This window comes from Streptomyces sp. NPDC001502, from assembly GCF_042894785.1.
Taxonomy (GTDB): domain Bacteria; phylum Actinomycetota; class Actinomycetes; order Streptomycetales; family Streptomycetaceae; genus Streptomyces; species Streptomyces kutzneri.
In genome coordinates this window covers 379,872-399,867 of sequence record NZ_JBIAVW010000006.1, presented here as the reverse complement: position 1 = coordinate 399,867, position 19,996 = coordinate 379,872, and the positions used below count along the sequence as shown (strand labels likewise).

Genomic DNA, 19,996 nt, shown 5'->3' with positions numbered 1-19,996 from the left:
GAGCCGCTTTCCTTGAGACATCGACGAGGAGAGGACATCCCATGACCGACGTACTGATCACCGGCTCGGGTCCCACCGGACTGACGCTCGCCTGCGACCTGGCACTGCGCGGATTCGCCGTGCGGGTCATCGACCGGCGCACCGAACCGCACCACGAGTCCCGGGGCAAGGGGCTGCTGCCGGGCAGCCTCGACGTCTTCCAGGAGCTCGGCGTGCTCGACACCCTGGCCGCCACCGGCAGCAGGAGCGTGGTCCTGCGCAAGTACTTCGACGGACAGCACGTCAACGACACCCCCACCGACGCCGGCCTGCTGATCGGGCAGTGGCAGATCGAAGCGGCCCTGCGCGACCGGCTCGCCGGGCTCGGAGTGCAGGTCGAGTACGGATCGGAGCTCACCGCGATCACCCAGGACGCATCCGGGGTGCGCGCGGAGCTGGCGGACGGCACCGTGATCGCAGCCCGCTATCTCGCCGGGTGCGACGGCGGGCGCGGCACCACGCGCAAGCTGCTCGGCATCCCCTTCGAGGGGAACGGCCAGGAGGAACCCGCGATGGTCATCGGGGATGTCCGGGCGCCCGGGCTCAGCCGGGACGTCTGGCACCAGTGGTTCACCTCGGACGGCAATGGAATGCTCCTCTGCCCGATGCCGGGGACGGACAGCTTCCAGTTGCAGGCCTCGCCCGAGCGGGACGAGCAGGGTGAGCCGCTGCCGCCCTCCCTGGAGAGCTTCCAGCGGCTCTTCGACCGGCATGCCCGGGTTCCGGGCATCCGGCTTGCCGACGCCACGTGGATCTCGGCCTGGCGGGTCAACATCCGGATGGCCACGCGGCTGCGGGAGGGGCGGGTCTTCCTCGCCGGGGATGCCGCGCACGTGCAGCCCATAGCCGGCGGGCTCGGCATGAACACCGGCATCCAGGACGCCACCGCCCTCGCACGGACGCTGGCCGTGGCACTCACCGGGCCCGGCGGTGAGGAGGTGCTCGACGCGTACGAGGCGGAGCGGCTGCCCGTGGTCGCCGACGTCCTGGCCGACACGGCGGAGCGGTACGAGCGGGTCGTGGAGGCCGTGCGGACCCCCGGTCGCGGGACGGAGGTCGGCATGAGCCGGAGCGAGCCGCGCGCCGGAGCCTGAGGCGGCCCCCGGCCGACCCCGGGCCGCCGCCGGCCGGCCTGCGGCCGGGGCTCGCGGCCCGGGAATTCCGGCTCCGGCGCCGGGCAGCCGCGCCGCCCGGCGCTCCCGGCGGCGGACGTCAGGAGGGCGTGGGCACCGCGTCCGAGAGGGAGAGGGTGTGGATGCGGTCCGGGGCCCCGGGCCGGGCGTAGTACCAGCCCTGAGCGGTGTCGCAGCCGAGGGCGCGCAGCTGGGCGGCCTGGGCTCCGGTCTCCACTCCCTCGACGGTGACGGCGAGTTCGAGGCTGTGCGCCAGGGCGACGATCCCCTCCACGATCTTGACGTCGACCGGGTTGGCGGGCTGCTGCTGCATTCCCTGGGTGAAGGAGCGGTCGAGCTTCAGGACGCTGACCGGCAGCCGCCGCAGGTTGGCCAGGTTCGAGTAGCCGGTGCCGAAGTCGTCGAGGGCGATGTCCACGCCGAGGGCGGCGAGCCGGCGCAGCGGTTCCAGGAGTTCGTCGTCGGCCCCTATCAGGGCCGATTCGGTGACCTCCAGGCACAGCGCGCCCGGGGCGAGGCCGGACTTCTCCAGCACCGCCACGGTGTCGGCGACCAGGCCCGGGTGGTGGAGCTGGGTCGGTGAGAGGTTGACGTTGATCCGCAGAGCCGCGCCTCCGTGCTGGCGCTGCCAGATGCGAGCCTGACGGACGGCTTCCTCCAGCACCCAGCGCCCGAGCGGCACGATCAGCCCGGTCCGTTCGGCGAGCGGGATGAACCGGTCCGGGCCGAGGACCCCGTACTGCGGGTGCGACCAGCGCACCAGCGCCTCGGCCCCGTGCACGCTGCCGTCGCGCATGTGGACCAGCGGCTGGTACTCGATGAAGAACTCGCCGCGTTCCAGCGCCGCGGGCAGGGCGTTGGTCAGGCCGTGGCGGGTGATCGCGCGGGCGTCGGCCTCGGCGTCGGCGAATTCGAAGCGGTTGCCGCCGGCCGCCTTGGCCCGGTACATCGTGATGTCGGCGCTGCGCAGCACCTCCGCCGGGGTGCGTTCCTTGGCCCGGCCCTCGACGATGCCGATGCTGCCGCGGACCGTCAGCTCCCGGCCCTCCAGCCGGATCGGTGTGGACAGGGCGGTCAGTATGCGGACCGCGAGGTCGGTCACCTTCTCCTCGGTGTCGGAGCCGGTGGTCAGGGCGACGAATTCGTCACCGCCGAGCCGGGCGACCACCTCGCCGGGGCCGGTCGCGCAGCTCTGCAGCCGGTCGGCGACCTCGACCAGCAGCCGGTCCCCCGCCGAGTGCCCGAGGCTGTCGTTGACCGCCTTGAAACCGTCGAGGTCGAGGTAGCACAGGCCGTAGCGGTCGCCTCCGGCCCCGCCGAGGGCCTTCTCCAGCCGCTCGAAGAACAGCGTCCGGTTGGGCAGGCCGGTCAGGGCGTCGTGGGTGGCCTCGTAGCGCAGGCGCAGGTTCAGCAGCCGGCGTTCGGTGGTGTCCTCCATCAGCGCCAGCTGGTACTGCGGTTTCCCGTCGGCGTCGCGCAGCAGCGACACCGTCAGATTGGTCCAGAGCACGGTGCCGTCGTGCCGGTAGTACGGCTTCTCCACGCGGTAGCTCTCACGCTCGCCGCGCACCAGCTCGCCGTACATCCGCCAGACGTGCGGGGTGTCGTCGGGGTGTCCCCACTCGCTGACGTTGCGGCTGCGGACGTGCCCCTCCAGGCCGCCGAACATCTGCAGCAGGGCGTCGTTGACCTCCAGGACGTTCCCGTCGAGGTCGGCGATGCCGATGCCCACGGCCGCGCCCTCGAAGACCGCCCGGAAGCGTTCCTCGCTCGCGTGCAGGGCCTGCTGCGCGTCCGTGCGCGCGGTCAGCGCGGAGCGCGCGATGGCCTCCTGCTCCCTGAGGGTGCGCTCGCGCAGCGCGCGGGCGTATCCCGCCGCGATGGCGTGCTGGAGCCGGGCGCAGCGGGAGCGGTACTCCTCGGTGCCCTCGACGCCGGAGCCCTCGGGTCCGTCCGGGCCGCAGTAGAGCACCAGGTACGACTCGATCACGCCGAGGGTGCCGGCCAGGGCCTCGGGGTCGGTGCAGTGCACGGCGACGAGTTCCGCCCCCACCTGCTGGGCGACCGAGGCGTCGAAGGGCCGGGCGTGCAGGGCCTCGGTGAGCGTCCGGGTGAGGGGTACGAGGTGCCGTTCGAACTCGGTGCGGGTCAGCGAGGTCGCCGTGACCGGGAAGATCGCCCGGCCCCAGATCGTGGCGAAGCGGGCGATCCGGTCCTCGATGCCGCCGTGCGGGGCCGCCGCGGACCCGGTGGCCGGTGCCGCGGTCGGTGCCGCGGCTACTTTCGGCGCCCCCGCCGTCTGTGCCGGAAGTCTCACGCCTTGCGTCCCACGCCGCCGAAGCCCGAGAAGGCGTAGGGGTCTTCCGGTGTCTCGCCGTCGTCGCCGTCGTCGGGCCGGTCCGGCCGCCAGTCGGGCATGGACACGAGGCCCGGCTCCAGCATCTCGAACCATTCGAAGAAGCCGCCGATCTGTTCCCGGGTACGCATGACGAGGGGGTTGCGCATGTCCCGGTAGACGCCCACGGTGCCGGCGGCGGCTTCCTGGGTGAGCGGGATCCCCTCGTACGAGGCGTGCGTGAGGATCAGGAGGCTGCCGGGGGCCAGCGCGTCGCGCAGCTCGGCGACGGCGGCGTACGGGTCGTCCGTGTCTTCCAGGAAGTGCAGGACAGCCACGAGCAGGAGGGCGACCGGGCGGCCGAGGTCGAGCAGCCGGCCGACCTCGGGGGCGGCCAGGATCTCCTTGGGCTTGCGCAGGTCGGCGGCGACGATGTCGCTGTGGTCGTCCCCCGCGAGGACGGCCCGGCTGTGCGCGACGGCCACCGGGTCGTGGTCGACGTAGACGACGCGCGCCTGCGGGGTGGCGGCCTGGGCGATCTCGTGGACGTTGCCGAAGGTGGGGATGCCGGAGCCGATGTCGAGGAACTGCGTGACGCCCTCGGCGACGGCGTGCCGGACGGCGCGGCGCATGAATGCCCGGTTGGCCTGCATGATCTTGGGCAGTCCCGGCATGAATTCCATGGCGCGGCGAGCCGTCTGGCGGTCGACCTCGAAATTGTGGGACCCGCCCAGGTAGTAATCATAGATGCGGGACACGCTCGGCACCGATATGTCGATGCCTGGCGGGGCCCAGGCGGGGCGCTCCATCGGGGTCTCCAAGCGTTGGTCCTGCGGTCGTCCGTGTGAGGTCGGACTCCTGTCCGAGCCGAATGTACTGATCATTTCCCAACAGGGCGAGCAAAAGCGGAAATTGGCGATCCGTTCTTCGTCACACACCAAAGGCGCCGCCACACCGGACGAGGGAATGACCGATACCGACAAGTCCCTTATGGGAATTGGCCGAGGGTCGATCGGAGTCACCACACTACCGACCCACGAGTGGCTCAAACCTCTCTGGTCGGCAGTCCACCCGTTCAGGCGAACCGGGAGCCGAGCCTCGCGTGCCCGGGCGCGCGCGGGCCCATGCTCCCGGGGTGAACAGAGCCTGTGCCAGGCGCCTGCTGGCAGTCCCGGTCCTGCTGTGGGCGGCCTTGTCCGTCACGCCGGCCGTGGCTGATAGCCGCGCCTACGCGACGACCGACTCCGGCGACGGCCCGGCCGCCGCCGTGGTGGCCGCGGTGGCCGGCGGCAGCGACCGCGGACGCGGCCCGCGTGGCGGACATCACGGTGACGACCAGGGCTCCGACCACGGGAAACGCCGTGGAGGCGGGCACGGCGGGGGCCATCACGGCCACCCCCACTGCCCACCGCCGCCGCCCCCTCCCCCCTGCCCGCCGAAGCCGCCGCCGAAGCCGCCGGAACCCACGCCGCCACCCGAGCCGACTCCCCCGCCGCCACCGCCCGAGCCCCCACCGCCCCCGAAACCCGCGCCGCCGAAACCACCGCCGCCTCCCGCGCCGGAGCCCGTACCGAAGTCGGTCCTGCCCGCACCGCCCCCGCCGAAGCCGGCACCCCCGCCGCCCCGTGTGGTCCGGGCCCCCGCACCGCCACCACCCGCACCACCTGCCCCACCCCCACCACCCGCCCCCGAGGTGAAACCCGTACCGCGGAAACCGGTGGCCCGACCCGCGTATCACGCGGCGGCCCGCAAACCCGTCGAGCACCACATCTCGCCGGTGACTTTCACCTTGATGACCGCCGCTCCCGCAGTGCTCGCGATCGTCGCGCTGCGCCCGCGCTAGGGCTTCTTCCGCCCCACCAGTAACCGATTGGGAGTCATCTTGTCGGAATGGCTCGTCCTGTCCCTCGCGATGGCCGCGGCCTGTGCCGTGGTGCTGTCCATCGCCTTCTTCAACCACAGGAGGATCGGCGACGACGACGATCCGAACGAGACCCCGGACGTCATCGAGTACATGACGATGATGATCGGGGTGATCTACGCGATCGTGCTGGGCCTGGCGATCGCCGGCGTCTGGGAAGGCCGCGGGGCCGCCCAGGAATACGTGCGCCAGGAGGCCCAGGCCCTGCACGAGATCAGTGTCCGCTCCGAGGTCTACCCGGCCGAGGTGCGCAAGAGGATCCGGTCCGATGTCGACGCGTACGTGACCTACGTCGTGGACACGGAGTGGAAGCGGATGGCCGACCACGGCGAGCTCACCGAGCACGGCGGGGAGCTGCTGGAACGTATCCGCCGGGACGTCACCGACTACGAGCCGCAGACCGACCACGAGGGGCAGGCCTATCAGCCGCTGGTGGACCAGGTCGCGGTGGTCGACGACGCCCGCAGCGCACGCGGTTCGAGTGCCGGGGCCACCATGCCGGGGGTGGTGTGGTTCGGGCTGATCGTCGGCGCCCTGGTGACCGTGGGCCTGATCTTCACCTTGCAGATCAGGCGGTCGTTCCGGGAGATGCTGCTGGCGGGCCTGTTCAGTGCCCTCATCGCGTTTCTGCTGTTCCTGATCTGGGACTTCGACGCGCCGTTCGGGCGGGGCATCTCCGCCACGGCCGAGCCGTTCCTCGCCCAGTTCCCCCACCTGGACCTCGGCGGCTAGGAGATTGCGCTCGGATCGGGCCGTCCGCAAACCGGGGACGGGCCTCCCGTCCCCGGTTCGGCCCACGGCCATGCCCCATTCGCCCGTTCCTGATCGCGGGTCACCGCACCCCGACCTAGCGTGTCGGACATCGAGGCGCACGACCCCCCACGTGCGGAAAACCGTTCCGCGGCTGCTCCTCGGGGATCCGGAGAATCAACCATGGGTGCGATACGTACCTCCGCCACCGCCCTGCTGAGCGCCGGCGCCACGGGCGCCGTACTCGCGCTCGGCGTCCTCGGCGCGCCCGCCGCGACCGCTGCCGAGGCCCAGCCCATCACCTCGTTCGGCTTCACCCTCACGCCTTCGACCGTCGCCCCCGGGGGGCAGACGGTCCTCGCGGTCAGCCGCTGCAACGCCGCCTACGCCACCGCCTCCTCCGGGGTCTTCGACACCGTGAGCATCGCGCGCGGCCAGACCGTACGGGTCACCGTGGACCGGGACGCCCGGCGCGGAGCCGTCTACTCCGTCTCCTTCACCTGCAACGGCGAGACGGGCTCGGCCGACCTGACCATCGCCGGCGGCACCACCGGACCCACCACGAGCTCCACACGGACCGGCACCGGCGCGACCCTCCTCCCGACCCCGTCCTCCGCCCTCGGTGTCCGCGGCGGTCTGGGCGGCAGCGTGGCCGGCATGGATCCCGTGGAGCTCGGCGCCGGCGCCGGCCTGTTCCTCGCCGCCGCGGGTGGCACCGTGTTCGCCCTGCGCCGCAGGGGGTCCGGCCGTAGCCACTGAACCCGCCGGACATCCCCCGCCACCGCCGATCGCCCCGAGTCCTGACGAGGACTCGGGGCGATCGGCGGTGGCGGGGGATCCGCGTCCGGGGGGCCCGGTCAGGCCCGTCCGCTGCGCAGCGGTCGGCGACGGCGCAGCACGTGGGCGCCTGCGCCGAGCGCCGCGGCGCCCACGAGGCCCGCACCGATGGCGGTCTCGGCGGTGGACGGGCCGAAGGATCCGCCGATGCCACCCTGCGAGGGGTTGCCCTCCAGGATCGTGAAGCGGTGCGTGGCGACCAGGTTGCTGTCGTTGCACTTGACCGACAGCGTGTGGTGCCCCGGCGAGGCGTGGTTGAAGATCCGGACGGTCGCGAAGCCGATGGACCCCGCGGACAGGTTGGCCGGCGGAAAGTTGCCGTGCGACGTGACGGTACCGCCGTGACCGCAGCCCGCCGCGCTCACCTGCATCGTGGAACCCTGGTGCACGGAGTACGGGTTGACGGAGATGTTGCTGGGGCCGTTCCCACCCCCATTCCCACCCCGGCCCCCGGGGTCCTGGTTCGCGGAGGCGAACGGGGCACTGAGGCCGATCACGGCGCAGGCTGCCGCCGTCACGGTAAGAGCGCGCAATACACGCATGGTGGAACCTCCAGCGGGAAGCGCCCCGGAGCGTCGGCCCCGGATGATCGACGAGAACGCCTCCCACGTCGAACCCTCAGGTCGTCCCGCAACCTCCGCATTTCCGGCTTTGGGCCGCCCGGTTGAGCGACACGCCGAAGGGCGGGAAATGCAACTGACGGATCCGCAGGTCACGACCCGTCAGGCATTTATGTGACGATTACCTGGATGGGCGCACCCCTTCCGGCCCCCTCCGGGTGGCGGCCACCCGTTCGCCCTTCCCCCCTCGCCGTCCTGCCGACTCGGCCTTAGCGTGCGTGAAGTAGGGCGTACAGGGGCGGGACAGGAACGCGGGTCGGGACCCCCGCGTCGGGAAGGGAGAACGATGGGCGAGGACGAGCCCGGGCAGTCACGCAAACGCTCACCGTGGGGCGTACTCGCCCTGGTCATGCTCACCGGCCTCGCCATGGTGCGCAACGGTGTGAATGTCGGCGACGGGCCGCCGCAGCCCACCGCGGCCTCGGCCGTCGCGGTGACGTCCGGCCAGTTGCCGGCGGATCCACCCACGCCCCCGGCGGACATGGAGGTGCTGGAGCACTCGTCGGTCCAGCGCATCCGGATTCCCACGATCAACGTGGACGCGCCGGTGATGACGGTCGGGCTGGACGCGGAGGGCTGGATCGACGCGCCGCCGCCGCAGGACCGCAATCTCGCCGGCTGGTACCTCAACGGCATCTCGCCGGGCCAGCGGGGCTCCGCGGTGATCGTCGGGCACGTGGACAACGCACAGGGACCCGCGGTCTTCTACGGCCTCGGCTCGGTCAAGCCGGGCAACCACATCGAGGTGGAGCGGTACGACGGCCGCACGGCGGTGTTCGAGGTCTACGGGGTGGAGGTGTTCTCCAAGGAGGCCTTCCCCGGAGCCCGTGTGTACGGGGACACCGGGCACCCGGAACTCCGGGTGATCACCTGCGGCGGCGGATACTCGAAGGCCCGCGGCTACGACGGCAACGTGGTCGTCTTCGCCCGCATGCTGGAGGCCCGCTGAGCCCGCGGGTATCCGCCGCGGCCGGCTCCCGGTTCAGCGGGGCGGCAGCACCGGGAGGGTCATCCGGTAGCCCCGTGCGAGCAGTTGGGGAAGGTAGGAGGAGATCGCCTGGACGCTCTGCGACCGGTCGCCGCCGGCGTCGTGCGAGAGGACGATCACGCCGGGGGCCGCGCCGCCCAGGACCCGGGAGATGATCGTCGGGGTCCCCGGTTCCTTCCAGTCCAGGGTGTCCACGGTCCAGGCGAGCGGCTCCATGCCGAGCTCGGCCCCGATCTCGAAGGCGGCCCGGTTCCAGGCTCCGTAGGGGGCCCGGAACCACAGCGGCGCCTCGCCCACGGTCTGCTGTACGACCTCGCTCGTGCGGCCGATCTCGGAGGCGAGGGCGGGGCGGCTGAGGCTGGGGATGAGCGGGTGGGTCCAGGTGTGGTTGCCGATGACGTGACCCTCGTCGACCATCCGGCGCAGCAGGTTCCGGTTCTCGGCGGCCATCTCCCCGCAGACGAAGAACACGGCGCGCACGCCGTACCGGGCGAGGGTGTCGAGGATGGCGGGGGTGTAGCGGGGGTCCGGACCGTCGTCGAAGGTGAGCACCATGCCGGCCGACGCGGCTTCGGCGGCGGGAAGTTCCAGGATGGGCCGGGTCCTCACGGCCGGCTTCACGGCCGCCGCGCGCACCGGGGCGTCGGCGGTCATCGGCCGCAGCCGGTACGACTTCTCAGGCAGCGCCTGCGCCCGCAGCCCCGGCGCACCCGCCGCGGGCCGCGCCCCCGGCCCGGCCTGTGCTCCGGACCCGCCCGGTCCGGGCCCCGGGGTACCGGTACCGCGCTCACCACCCACGCTGAGCAGCCCGGAGGCCGCGGCGACCCCGAGGAAGACGGCGGTACGCAGGACCGTGCGCCGCCCTACTGTCGGCTCGTCATTTTTCATTATTACTACGTATCAACGACATCGCCGAAGTTGTCGAGAGGCGCGGACGCACCCACTTCCCCTCACCCGGTCGGCCGACGCCGCCGGCGCCCGGCCCGGTCAGCCGCGGCGGACCAGGGGGAAGGGGAGGGTCTCGCGGATCGTCAGGCCCGTGAGGAACATGACGAGGCGGTCCACGCCGATGCCGAGGCCCCCCGTGGGCGGCATCGCGTATTCCAGGGCGTCGAGGAAGTCGTTGTCGAGTTCCATCGCCTCCGGGTCGCCGCCCGCCGCGAGCAGGGACTGGGCGGTGAGGCGGCGGCGCTGTTCCACCGGGTCGGTCAGCTCCGAGTAGGCGGTGCCCAGTTCGGTGCCGAAGGCGACCAGGTCCCAGCGTTCGGCGAGCCTGGGGTCCCGGCGGTGCTGGCGGGTGAGCGGGGAGACGTCGGTGGGGAAGTCCTTGTAGAAGGTGGGCAGCTTGGTGCGCTCCTCCACGAGGCGCTCGTACATCTCCAGCACCACGTCGCCGCGGGTGTCCTCGGGGGCGTGCGGGACCGACGCCCGGTCGCACAGCCGGCGCAGCACCCCTTCCTCGGTGTCGGCGTCGACCTCGTCGCCGAGGGCCTCGCTGATGGCCCCGTACATGGTCTTGACCGGCCAGGTTCCGGAGATGTCGTGGACCACGAGCTTCCCGTCCGGTCCCGCCTTGTGGGCGATGGGCGAGCCGAAGGCGGCGGTGGCGGCACCCTGGATCAGTTCGCGTGTGAGGTCGAGCATCACGTCGTAGTCGGCGAAGGCCTGGTAGGCCTCCAGCATCGTGAACTCGGGGTTGTGCTTGTAGGAGACGCCCTCGTTGCGGAAGGTGCGGCCCATCTCGAAGACCTTCTCCATTCCGCCGACGCAGAGCCGCTTGAGGTAGAGCTCGGGCGCGATGCGCAGGTACAGGTCGAGGTCGTAGGCGTTGATGTGGGTGCGGAAGGGCCGGGCGTTGGCGCCGCCGTGGATCTGCTGGAGCATCGGTGTCTCGACCTCCAGGTAGCCGCGGTCGAGCAGTCCCTGGCGCAGGGCCTGGACCGCGCTGGAGCGGGCCCGTACGACGTCCCGGGCCTCGGGGCTCGCGACGAGGTCGAGGTAGCGGCGCCGGACGCGGGCTTCGGGGTCGGCGAGACCCTTGCGCTTGTCGGGGAGGGGGCGCAGGCACTTGCCGGTGAGCTGCCAGGACCGGACCACGAGGGACGGCTCGCCGGCCTTGCTGGCGCCGGTCTCGCCGCTGACGAGCACGTGGTCGCCGAAGTCGACCTGCGAGGTGAAGGAGTCCAGTACCTCGGCCCCGGTCTCGTCGCGGGTGAGCATCAGCTGTATGTCCCCGGACCAGTCCCGCAGGACCGCGAAGACCACGCCGCCGAGGTCGCGTACGAGCATCACGCGTCCGGCGAGGGTGGCCTGTTCGCCGGTCCGGGCGCCGGGCGGGAGGGCGGGGTGGCCGGGAGAACCCTCGTGGGTGGCCTTCAGTTCCGCGACCGTGTGGGTGCGCGGGCGGATCCCCACCGGGTAGGGGTCGGTGCCGGCCGCCCGGATGCGGTCCAGCTTCGCGTGGCGGACGCGCACCTGTTCGGGCAGCCGCTCGGCCGGGGCCCGCGCGTCCTCCTGCTCGACCGCGTCCAGGCCGAGGGAGTCGATGGAGGGCAGTCCCTCGGTGGTGACGGGGGCGGTGAGGCCCTTGGGGTGGCCGTTGCCCCACAGGGTGCGCAGGCTGGGTACGGAGACGAAGCCCTCGGCGATGCCGGAGGCGAGGCTGACCCGGGCGAGCGAGCCGGCGTCCTGGTAGCAGAGGAAGCGCGGGTACCACTCGGGGTTGTACTTGACGTTCGAGCGGTAGAGCGCCTCCAGCTGCCACCAGCGGGAGAAGAAGAGGAGCAGCCTGCGCCACAGCTTGAGGACGGGGCCGGCGCCGATCCGGCCGCCCTCCTCGAAGGCGGAGCGGAAAACGGCGAAGTTGAGGGAGATCCGGTGCACGCCGAGGCCGGGGGCCGCGGCGCAGAGCTGGGCGACCATGAACTCCATGACCCCGTTGGGGGCCGTGCGGTCGCGGCGCATGAGGTCGAGGGAGATGCCGTCCCTGCCCCAGGGGACGAAGGAGAGCAGGGCGATCAGCTCGCCCTGGTCGTCGAAGGCCTCCACCAGCAGGCAGTCCCCGTCGGCGCGGTCGCCGAGCCGGTCCAGGGCCATGGAGAAGCCGCGCTCGGTCTCGGTGTCGCGCCATCGGTCGGCGCTCTCCACGATCCTCTGCATCTCGTCCTGGGAGAGGGCGGAGTGGCGGCGGATGACGGTGGTGGCCCCGGTCCGCCGGACCCGGTTGACGGCCTGCCGGGTGACGCGCATGTCGCGGCCGTCGAGGTCGAAGTGGGCCACGTGCAGGATGGCCTCGTCGCCGAGCTGCAGTGCGCCGAGTCCTGAGCGACCGTAGGCGGTGGCTCCGTCCTCGGAGGCACCCATGACGGCGGGCTGCCAGCCGTAGCGCCGGGCCACGGCCAGCCAGGCGTCGATGGCGGCGCTCCAGGAGGCGGGGTCGCCGACCGGGTCCCCGCTGGCGAGGCAGACGCCGGCCTCGACGCGGTAGGTGACTCCGGCCTTGCCGTTGGGGGCGAAGACGACGGCCTTGTCGCGCCGGGTGGCGAAGTAGCCGAGGGAGTCGCCCCGTCCGTAGGCGCCGAGGAGGGCGCGGATGCGGGGCTCCTCGTCGCCGTGCAGGGCGGCGGTCAGACGCTGGGAGCGGAAGAGGGTCATGGCCGCGTTCAGCAGGGCGACGGCGCCGAAGAGGCCGAGCAGGAAGGAGAGCGGGCGGGGTGGGTGGCCGTCGAACTCCCGGGCCGAGAAGAGGCCGCCGAAGACCTCCTTGGCGGCCCAGTCCAGCCACTGGCCCTTGGGCAGGGTGCCGGGGAAGAGGGCGACCAGCGCCCAGCCCGCGAGTACGGCGGCGAGCAGGCCGAGACCGAGCACGAACAGGGCGTGCCACAGGGCTCCGGGGCGGGACGCGGCGTAGAACTCGTCGCGGGCGGCGATCAGCACGGCCAGTGCGGCAACGGCGATGATCATGGACGGGATGCCGATCCAGTACTCGCCGACGGCCATCTCCAGCACGTCGTCGACGATCAGCAGGGCCAAATAGGTGATGACGATCCACCAGGCGACCTTCTTGCGGGTGCCGAGGGCCGCGGCAAGGAGGAAGAGGAAGACGGCGTAGGCGAGGTTCGCGCTGACCGGCACGACGATCAGGTCGAGGAACCGCACGATGTGCCGCAGGAGCCGCCGCAGCGTGGGCGAGAGCGCGAGCAGGGCGCAGAGCAGGCCGAGCGTTCCGAAGAACGCGCCGAACCCGTCGGGCACCCGGTTCAGGAAGCGGTTCCGGGTTCCGTGCTTCTCCTCCGCGGTGGCGCTGGTGGCACTCATGGTTCGCACTGTAGGGAGGGCGGCGCCGGTGCGCGCGCCGAGCGGGAGGGGCGCTTCCGGGCCGTGTCCACGGGTCTGCGCAGGCCCTGCGCAGACCGTGCCCGGGCCGCGCCCCGGGCGTTGCGGCGCACGGCCTATCCTCGGCAGGGTGACGGAGCACGTGAACACGGAATTCGAACGCGGTACCGACGGCCCGAAGGTGATCCTGGCCGGGGTGGACGGATCGGAGTCCTCGCTGCGGGCCGCGGCCTACGCGGCGGGGCTGGCCCGGCGGCAGAACGCCCTGCTGGCTCTGGTCTACGTCCAGCCGGTGATTGCGGCCGGCGCCGCGCTGGGCGCGCCGGTGGCGGACACCACCGGGGAGATCGCGGAGGGCCTGGTGGCCGAGATCCGCGCGTCGGCGGAGCGGCTCAAGGGCATCTACGAGGTGCGCTGGCAGTTCCACACCTTCCGCGGCGACCCGTACGCCGGCCTGGTGAGCGCGGCGGACGAGCTGATGGCGGACGCGGTGGTGGTCGGCGCCTCCGAGCAGGCGGGCCACCGCATCGTGGGGTCGGTGGCGATCCGCCTGGTCAAGGCGGGCCGCTGGCCCGTCACCGTGGTTCCGTAGGGGCCCGGGTCCCGGGCCCCGTCCCCGGTCCTACCTGCCCATGGTCAGGCCGTCCTTGGCTGCGCCACGGCTGAGGACGGCCTCGCTGATGGCGTCGCGGGCGCTCTCGTAGTCCTCGCGGCCGGGGTCCTTGGCGAGCGCGTCGGGCAGGTGGACGACCCGGCCCGCGGACAGGTCCATCATCTGCGGCACGAACTCGGCCTTGGTGACCTGCCAGCGCTGCCCGGCGGCGGCCGGCGGGGCGAAGGTGAACCGGCCGATCGAGCCGTAGTTGCCCCGCATGTCGCGCGCACCCGTGTAGTTGAACATCTCGCCCGCGACCTGGTCGCCCATGCCGTAGACGATCCAGGTCCCGTTGACCTTCTCGTAGGGCTGCGGGATGTGCGCGTGCGTGCCGAGGATCATGTCGATGTCGGGGCGGCCGCCGGTCTGCGAGGCGGTCAGCGCCTTGCCGAGCGAGAGCTGGGTCCCGTCCGGCTCGGTCTCCCATTCCGTGCCCCAGTGCACGCTCACCAGCACCACGTCGGCGCCCGCCTTCCGGGCCGCCCGCGCATCCGCGATGATCTTGTCCTGTTTCATCAGGTTGACCGCCCACGGCTGGCCGTCGGGCAGCGGGTAGCCGTTGGTGTCGTAGGTGTACGCGAGGTGCGCCACCTTGGCGGAGCCCGCCGTGTACGTGGTCACCGTGGCCGCCTCGGCGGCCGTACGGGCCGAGCCGGCGTGCCTCAGGCCGACCTTGTCGAAGCGGTCGAGCGTGCGGCGCAGACCGGCGCCCCCGTCGTCGAGGGTGTGGTTCGAGGCCGTGGAGCAGCCGTCGTACCCGGCGTCCTTCAGCCCGTCGGCGACCTCCGGCGGCGATTTGAAGGCCGGATAGCCGGAGAAGGGGCCGCCCTCCTCCCCGTAGATGGTCTCCATGTGGCAGAGGGCGAGGTCGGCCGCGGACACCACGGGCTTGACCCCGGAGAACATCGGCCTGAAGTCGTATCCGTCGCCGTCCGCGTCGTTCGCCGCGCGCTGGATGACGGAGGTGTGCGGCAGTACGTCGCCGCTCGCGACCAGGGTGAAGCCCTGGGCGGCGGGCGATCCGGCGGCGGTGGAGGGGGCGGCCGGTCCGCCGGAGTCCCCGAGGCGGGCCGGTGCGGAGCTCCCGGCGGCCGAGCATCCGGCGGCGGCCGACAGCAGCACGGCCGACAGGAGGGCGAGCACCGGCGGACGGATTCGCGTGGTCATGGGCCCCGCTCTCGTTAATACGATTATCTGACATGTGATCACATGCAATCCATATAACTACACGCCGTAAGTCAAGGAACGGATCCGTCTCGCGGACACACGCCCACCCGAACGGCGGACACGGGCGGCGGCGGACACGGGCGACGGCAGACCCGGGCGGCGCCAGACCCGGGCGGCGGCCGCATGCCGTTCGCCGCGCCGTTCGACCGTTCACCGACCCGCACGGCCGCCCGGCGGACGACCCGGGTGCTTGGGCGCAACGCCGGGGCCGGACGGTTCCAGGTGGGCTCCGTGCAGGTCAGGGTGGACGGGTCGCCGCCTCCACGGCCCCCCACGCACCCCGGAAGGAGCCCCTCGTGCCGCTCTCCCCCACCCTCCCGCGTACGGACCCCGAGGCACTCGCCGAACTCCAGCGCGACCACGGGCGGGCCCTGTTCGGATTCCTGGTCGGCCTCACGGCGGGGGACGCCCAGCGCGCGGAGGACCTCGTACAGGAGACCCTCGTACGGGTCTGGCAGCACCCGGAGGCCCTGTCCAGCGGGCACGACTCCATGCGGCCCTGGCTGTTCACGGTGGCCCGGCGCCTCGCGATCGACGCCCGGCGGGCCCGGCTCTCACGGCCGCTGGAGGTGGATCCGGAGGGGCTGGAACACGCACCCGAGCCCCAGGACGCGGTGGCCGGCTCGGTCACGGCGATCGACGTCCGGCGGGCCGTGGGGTCCCTGATGCCGGAGCACCGCGAGGTGCTGATGCAGGTCTACTTCCGTGACCGCTCGGTGGCCGAGGCCGCCGCCGAGCTCGGCATCCCGGCCGGAACCGTCAAGTCCCGGACGTACTACGCCCTTCGCGCCCTGAAGAAGGGCCTCCAGGGGTACGGGTACGGCCTCGGCGCCTGAGCCTGCGGCACGGCGAAAGATCGTGTAACGCCGTGAATAGATGCGGATCGGACATAAAACGCGTCGATTTCGGCATCAGAGCGTGCAAGTTGAGTAAACATCCCCCGCTCCGCGAGCCGCTCGGTGAAGGCTCAGGACTGACGACGGGACGCTCGAAGCGCGGGAGAAGGTGGAACGGTGCAGCCCGAGGGTAGTAACGGCACCAGTGACGGCGGGCTCGCGGTGCCCATGGCCTGGCTGTATGCCGAGTACATCGCGGACGAACTGCTGCGTACGGGCCGGCTCATCCCGGTCAGCACCCTGGAGTTCAGGGCCGGACGGGACACGCTCGCCCTGACGATCTACCTCTCGGACGCGGCCGGTGAGCTCTCCGGCATCCGGGTGGTCTCGCAGCTCGACGAGTGGCTGTCGCTCACGGCGTACGGACACCCGTGGCGCGACTGGGTGCACACCCGGTTCCTCGCGCTCGGCGAGGAGGCCCGGGAGCGCGGCGACGGCGGGGACCCCGACCTGGAACTGGCCCGGGCGGCGTGGCGCTGGCTGGACGGCACCGAGCTGTTCGCCACCAACCTCGACCCCGGACGGCCCGACCACACGGACTTCCCGCCGGAACTGGACGAGAACGCGCGGGTATGGACCCCGGCCTGGCAACTCGGTCTACCGCTGGGACATTTGGCGATGCACCTGTTCTGACGAAGCCGCGGGCACGGGACGCTGACCTCGCCTCCCTCGCGGCGGACGCCCACGCCGAGGTCGCCGAATCCCAGGACCTCCTCCTGGGCCGGCTCCTGACGGAGCTTCGGCGCGGCGACGGCGCCATCGGCTCGCTGCCGGCGCTGTACCCCCCGCCCCGGCCGAAGCCGGGAGCGCCTTCCGTCTCCCCCACCCCGACGCCGGAAGGCCGTGGCGAGGGGACCGAGTTCCACTTCGGCGATGTTTTCGCCGCTCTGGCCGGCCTGGGAGCACCTGCGCCACGATCCCGGGGTTCCCGGCTTCTCCCGGCGGGTCCTGCCGCCGTGCGCTCCCGATTCCGCGCCGGGTCCGTCTAGAACTCCTCCGGATGGAGTGGCGGGGCGATCCTGAAGCATGCGGACTGAAGGTCGGAAATGGTCACCAGCGGCTCGGCGAACAGTTCGAAGTTCCTGTGCCGGATGAATCGGTCCGGGAACTTCACGGACCGGAACGAAGCCTGGTTCGGGTCGATCTCCGCCGCTTCGATGAAGTAGGTCGATTCCTCGATGACCTCCGCCTTGACCTGGGGGTCTATGATCCCGGTGAAGAACTTGCTGTGAATGCGGAAGTCGTCGAACGTCGCGATGCGCAGACAGAATCCCGGCGGGGCAACTGCCCTTACCAGCATGCCCGTTCCGCCGAAAGTCGCCAGGCTGGGGCCGGTCCACTGGAACGTGGCGTCACGCCGGTCATCTTCGGTTTCGATCTTGGCAATGTCACCGAAGCCGTTGCGATCGATGATGAAGAAATCGGGGAAGTTGTTCGAGAACAACGAGAGTTTGAGAACGGCCACGATGTCCGTCCTTCCGTGATGCGTCCACCTGAGTCCGAGTGATGAACGACTCGATTCGTCTTCAACCACCCCATGTGCAGGGACGGGAGCGGAAGCCGAGAAGGCCGTCACTCTCTTGCGTCCATGCGGGTGAGAGCACTATGTCCATCATGCGCCGCCGAAGGCTTGGGTGCCAGCGCTTCACCACGGTTACCGCTTCAACCACACGAGGGCATCCGAGCCCCGCCTCAGATCACTGGCCGCGGTCGGCCGGATCCATCACCAGGCCGGTGAAATCCGCCTCGTTGCGCTCCGCCCGGGTGACGTACCACCGGGCGATGAGCCACATCACCGGATACACCAGCAGGCCGAGCGCCACCCAGACCAGCGGCCCCGACGCGTCGCGCGACAGGGCGAACACCAGCGGCAGGGTCCCGATCAGCGACACGAGCGCCGCCAACGCCCCCAGAGCCGCGCGCAGTTGGCTGCGCATGAGGGCCCGGACGTAGGTGGCCCCGAGGGTGGTCTGCTCGGAGATCTCCGAGCGGGCGGGGGTGTGCGCGGGCGGTCGGCGGCGGGCGCCCCGGGGGACCCCGGTGACGATCTCGCGCCGGGGCGGCGACTGCTGCTGCTCCTCGGCCATGGTGCCGGAGTCTACGCAGCGACCGCCTATTTGAGGAGGCGGGAGAGCCGCCGGTCCGCGAGCGGCTTGCCACCGGTCTGGCAGGTGGGGCAGTACTCCAGGGACGAGTCGGCGAAGGAGACGGAGCGTACGGTGTCCCCGCAGACCGGGCACGGCTCACCGGCCCGGCCGTGCACCCGCAGGCCGCTCTTCTTCTCGGCCTTGAGCTTTCCCGCGGCCACCCCGTGGGCCCTGCCGACGGCCTCGCCCAGGGTGCTCCGCACGGCCTCGTAGAGCTGGGTGAGCTGCTCCTCGGTGAAGGAGGCGGCGAGCTTGAACGGCGAGACCCTGGCCACGTGCAGGATCTCGTCGCTGTAGGCGTTGCCGATTCCCGCGATCACGCTCTGGTCCCGCAGCACGCCCTTGATCTGGCGCCGCTCCCCCGCGAGCAGCGTGGCGAAGGCGTCCCGGTCGAAGCCCTCGGCGAGCGGATCGGGGCCGAGTCGGGCGATGCCGGGCACCTCCTGCGGGTCGTGGACCACGTACACGGCGAGGCGCTTCTGTGTTCCGGCCTCGGTGAGGTCGAAACCGCCCCCGCCGACGAGGGAGACGCGCAGTGCGAGCGGCCCCTTGCCGGGGCGCGGCGGCTGCGCGGGCAGGGTGTCCTGCCAGCGGAGCCAGCCGGCCCGGGCCAGGTGCGTGACGAGGTGGAGCCCGCCGACCGGCAGGGCCAGGAACTTGCCGTACCGGGCGGGTGTGCCGGCCGGCTGCCCTTCGAGGGCGGTCAGCGGCGGGTCGTAGGTCTTGAGCACGCTCACGGCGAGCGGGAGGACGCGCTCGACCACCCGCCCGGTGAGGTGCTCGTCGAGGTACTCCCGCAGGGCCTCGACCTCGGGCAGCTCCGGCATGGTCCCAGCCTGCCGCCGCCTCAGGCGAAGCGCGAGCTGGGCACCGGGCCCGGCGAGGCGACGCGGTCGCGGGGTGCCGTGAGCCAGCCGTCGCGGACGGCGGTCACGAAGGCCCGGAAGGCCTCGTCCGGGTCGGGCGGGGTCGCGCCGTCGCCCTCGTCCGGGCCGGCGGCGGCCTGCGCGATGTCCCGGGCGATCTCCTCCTCGGGCCGCTGGTCGTCCTTCCAGGGCGGGGAGACGAACTGGCACAGCAGTGCGCTGAAGTCCGCGCTCACCGCGGGCGGATCGGTCCAGCAGGTGGCGTGCTCGGACAGGATCTGGCCGTCGGCGCGGGCGTGCAGGGTGCGCAGGAGGTCAGGGTCGGTCGCGTTCAGGTCGTAGGCGACGACGAGGGTGTCCGTACGGGCGGGCTCGTACGGTACGGCGGGCAGCCCCAGCACCCGTGCGGCGGCGAGCCCGAGGATCCGCTCCGACCGGCCGGGCAGCAGCGAGACGGTGGTGGGGCGGCGCCCGGCGGCCTCCAGGGCCAGCGCGAGGCGGGCCAGGCCGTGGCGGCACTGCTCGTGGGTGTCCCCGAGGTAGGCGTACCGGCCGGTCATCCCGGCGTCCCAGCCGTACGGGGAGAGGACGCCCAGGAGGCCGCCGGTGAGGCCGTAGTGCCAGCCGCGCAGGTCGGCGGGGCCGAGCGGACCGGTGTGGCCGGCCGCGCTCTGGGCCCGGCGGGCCTGGCCGGTGCGGTGCAGCCGGTGCCTCTGGCGGTCGTGGGCGCCGGACCACTGCGGGTCCTCGGGGGCGGGGAGGGCCCGGCCGATGCGCTCGGCGGTGTCCAGGTCCCCGGCCAGCAGGGTGTGGTGCACGAGGAGGTACGTCTCGGGCCAGGCGGGCAGCCCCTGGCCGCGGCCGGAGAGCAGGGCGGCGGCCTCGGTGTGCCGGTGCTCGTCCTCCAGGGCGGACACCAGCTCGGCGAGGAGCGGCCGCGAGTCGGGGAGCATCCGCAGTGCCTCGCGCAGCGGTGCGACGGCGAGGAAGGCGATGCCGTGCTCGACGCAGGCGTAGCCGAAGTCGTAGAGGGCCTGGGGTTCGCCGGGCCGTTTGGCGGCGGCCTTGGCGGCGCCGGCCAGGTCCTTGAACCCGGCGGCGTCGGCCAGGGCCCGTGCGGCCTTGGCGAGTTCGGTGATCGATGCCGTCTCGGCGTGCGGCCGCAGGGACCGTACCGCTCCGGGCAGATCGTCCTTCTTCAGGAATCGGCGTACTTCATCTATGGCGTTGGTCATCGCCCCCGATCC

At 72.2% G+C, this 19,996-nt stretch carries 17 protein-coding genes; 7 read left to right on the top strand and 10 right to left on the bottom strand.

The features are described 5' to 3' along the window. Positions 1–41: 41 nt before the first annotated feature. Positions 42–1,133 (top strand): FAD-dependent monooxygenase, encoded by a 1,092-nt coding sequence (locus ACFY0D_RS13350; protein ID WP_390798450.1) that lies wholly within the window; start codon positions 42–44, stop codon positions 1,131–1,133. A 118-nt stretch (positions 1,134–1,251) separates the two neighbouring features. On the opposite strand, the gene ACFY0D_RS13345 is transcribed toward ACFY0D_RS13350, so the two are convergent. Continuing rightward, positions 1,252–3,489, bottom strand: a complete 2,238-nt coding sequence (locus ACFY0D_RS13345; protein WP_390798449.1) for a putative bifunctional diguanylate cyclase/phosphodiesterase — start codon at positions 3,487–3,489, stop codon at positions 1,252–1,254. Continuing rightward, entirely contained in the window at positions 3,486–4,316 is an 831-nt protein-coding gene (locus tag ACFY0D_RS13340; protein ID WP_390798517.1) for an SAM-dependent methyltransferase, read from the bottom strand. The genes ACFY0D_RS13345 and ACFY0D_RS13340 overlap by 4 nt, the downstream gene beginning before the upstream one ends. 1,073 nt (positions 4,317–5,389) lie before the next feature. Here ACFY0D_RS13340 and ACFY0D_RS13335 point away from each other — a divergent pair. Together ACFY0D_RS13335 and ACFY0D_RS13330 are read left to right on the top strand one after the other, a co-directional pair. Beyond that, a complete protein-coding gene (locus ACFY0D_RS13335) occupies positions 5,390–6,160 on the top strand; it encodes a DUF4239 domain-containing protein (RefSeq protein WP_301364580.1) in 771 nt (256 codons plus the stop codon). A gap of 201 nt (positions 6,161–6,361) precedes the next feature. After that, on the top strand, positions 6,362–6,937 hold the full coding sequence (locus tag ACFY0D_RS13330; protein ID WP_351158079.1) for a hypothetical protein: 576 nt from the start codon (positions 6,362–6,364) through the stop codon (positions 6,935–6,937). Between the two features lie 98 nt (positions 6,938–7,035). Here the strand turns inward: ACFY0D_RS13330 and ACFY0D_RS13325 are convergent, their stop codons facing one another. Beyond that, positions 7,036–7,557: a hypothetical protein gene (locus ACFY0D_RS13325; RefSeq protein ID WP_390798448.1), complete on the bottom strand. Its 522-nt coding sequence runs from the start codon at positions 7,555–7,557 to the stop codon at positions 7,036–7,038. Positions 7,558–7,921: 364 nt separating this feature from the next. On the opposite strand from ACFY0D_RS13325, the gene ACFY0D_RS13320 reads away from it, so the two are divergent. Continuing rightward, on the top strand, positions 7,922–8,584 hold the full coding sequence (locus ACFY0D_RS13320) for a class F sortase (protein WP_390798447.1): 663 nt from the start codon (positions 7,922–7,924) through the stop codon (positions 8,582–8,584). A gap of 33 nt (positions 8,585–8,617) precedes the next feature. On the opposite strand, the gene ACFY0D_RS13315 is transcribed toward ACFY0D_RS13320, so the two are convergent. After that, positions 8,618–9,511 (bottom strand): polysaccharide deacetylase family protein, encoded by an 894-nt coding sequence (locus ACFY0D_RS13315; protein ID WP_390798446.1) that lies wholly within the window; start codon positions 9,509–9,511, stop codon positions 8,618–8,620. Between the two features lie 99 nt (positions 9,512–9,610). After that, entirely contained in the window at positions 9,611–12,940 is a 3,330-nt protein-coding gene (gene lysX, locus ACFY0D_RS13310; protein ID WP_390798445.1) for a bifunctional lysylphosphatidylglycerol synthetase/lysine--tRNA ligase LysX, read from the bottom strand. Between the two features lie 148 nt (positions 12,941–13,088). On the opposite strand from lysX, the gene ACFY0D_RS13305 reads away from it, so the two are divergent. Then, the gene (locus ACFY0D_RS13305; protein ID WP_390798444.1) at positions 13,089–13,550 is read left to right on the top strand and encodes a universal stress protein; all 462 of its coding nucleotides are present in this window, start codon (positions 13,089–13,091) and stop codon (positions 13,548–13,550) included. Positions 13,551–13,580: 30 nt separating this feature from the next. Here the strand turns inward: ACFY0D_RS13305 and ACFY0D_RS13300 are convergent, their stop codons facing one another. After that, complete coding sequence (locus tag ACFY0D_RS13300; protein WP_390798443.1) at positions 13,581–14,780, bottom strand: CapA family protein; 1,200 nt, start codon at positions 14,778–14,780, stop codon at positions 13,581–13,583. Between the two features lie 356 nt (positions 14,781–15,136). Between ACFY0D_RS13300 and ACFY0D_RS13295 the strand changes: the two genes are divergently transcribed. Next, a complete protein-coding gene (locus ACFY0D_RS13295; protein WP_390798442.1) occupies positions 15,137–15,676 on the top strand; it encodes a sigma-70 family RNA polymerase sigma factor in 540 nt (179 codons plus the stop codon). A 228-nt stretch (positions 15,677–15,904) separates the two neighbouring features. Continuing rightward, entirely contained in the window at positions 15,905–16,369 is a 465-nt protein-coding gene (locus ACFY0D_RS13290; protein ID WP_390798516.1) for a hypothetical protein, read from the top strand. Positions 16,370–16,721: 352 nt separating this feature from the next. Here ACFY0D_RS13290 and ACFY0D_RS13285 read toward each other — a convergent pair whose 3' ends face one another. From ACFY0D_RS13285 to ACFY0D_RS13270, 4 genes are all read right to left on the bottom strand, one after another. Next, complete coding sequence (locus ACFY0D_RS13285; protein ID WP_390798441.1) at positions 16,722–17,201, bottom strand: AbfB domain-containing protein; 480 nt, start codon at positions 17,199–17,201, stop codon at positions 16,722–16,724. A gap of 232 nt (positions 17,202–17,433) precedes the next feature. Continuing rightward, the gene (locus tag ACFY0D_RS13280) at positions 17,434–17,823 is read right to left on the bottom strand and encodes a hypothetical protein (RefSeq protein ID WP_390798440.1); all 390 of its coding nucleotides are present in this window, start codon (positions 17,821–17,823) and stop codon (positions 17,434–17,436) included. Between the two features lie 26 nt (positions 17,824–17,849). Further along, positions 17,850–18,710, bottom strand: coding sequence for an Fpg/Nei family DNA glycosylase (locus ACFY0D_RS13275; RefSeq protein ID WP_390798439.1), 861 nt, complete (start codon positions 18,708–18,710; stop codon positions 17,850–17,852). Positions 18,711–18,730: 20 nt separating this feature from the next. Then, positions 18,731–19,984, bottom strand: coding sequence for a hypothetical protein (locus tag ACFY0D_RS13270; protein WP_390798438.1), 1,254 nt, complete (start codon positions 19,982–19,984; stop codon positions 18,731–18,733). Positions 19,985–19,996 lie beyond the last annotated feature (12 nt).

Bases quoted from the DNA above. Each gene is read 5' to 3' on its own strand.
- ACFY0D_RS13350 (WP_390798450.1), top strand. From the start codon at position 42: ATGACCGACGTACTGATCACCGGCTCGGGTCCCACCGGACTGACGCTC.
- ACFY0D_RS13340 (WP_390798517.1), bottom strand. From the start codon at position 4,316: ATGGAGCGCCCCGCCTGGGCCCCGCCAGGCATCGACATATCGGTGCCG.
- ACFY0D_RS13330 (WP_351158079.1), top strand. From the start codon at position 6,362: ATGGGTGCGATACGTACCTCCGCCACCGCCCTGCTGAGCGCCGGCGCC.
- ACFY0D_RS13325 (WP_390798448.1), bottom strand. From the start codon at position 7,557: ATGCGTGTATTGCGCGCTCTTACCGTGACGGCGGCAGCCTGCGCCGTG.
- ACFY0D_RS13320 (WP_390798447.1), top strand. From the start codon at position 7,922: ATGGGCGAGGACGAGCCCGGGCAGTCACGCAAACGCTCACCGTGGGGC.
- ACFY0D_RS13315 (WP_390798446.1), bottom strand. From the start codon at position 9,511: ATGAAAAATGACGAGCCGACAGTAGGGCGGCGCACGGTCCTGCGTACC.
- lysX (WP_390798445.1), bottom strand. From the start codon at position 12,940: ATGAGTGCCACCAGCGCCACCGCGGAGGAGAAGCACGGAACCCGGAAC.
- ACFY0D_RS13300 (WP_390798443.1), bottom strand. From the start codon at position 14,780: ATGACCACGCGAATCCGTCCGCCGGTGCTCGCCCTCCTGTCGGCCGTG.
- ACFY0D_RS13290 (WP_390798516.1), top strand. From the start codon at position 15,905: ATGGCCTGGCTGTATGCCGAGTACATCGCGGACGAACTGCTGCGTACG.
- ACFY0D_RS13280 (WP_390798440.1), bottom strand. From the start codon at position 17,823: ATGGCCGAGGAGCAGCAGCAGTCGCCGCCCCGGCGCGAGATCGTCACC.
- ACFY0D_RS13275 (WP_390798439.1), bottom strand. From the start codon at position 18,710: ATGCCGGAGCTGCCCGAGGTCGAGGCCCTGCGGGAGTACCTCGACGAG.
- ACFY0D_RS13270 (WP_390798438.1), bottom strand. From the start codon at position 19,984: ATGACCAACGCCATAGATGAAGTACGCCGATTCCTGAAGAAGGACGAT.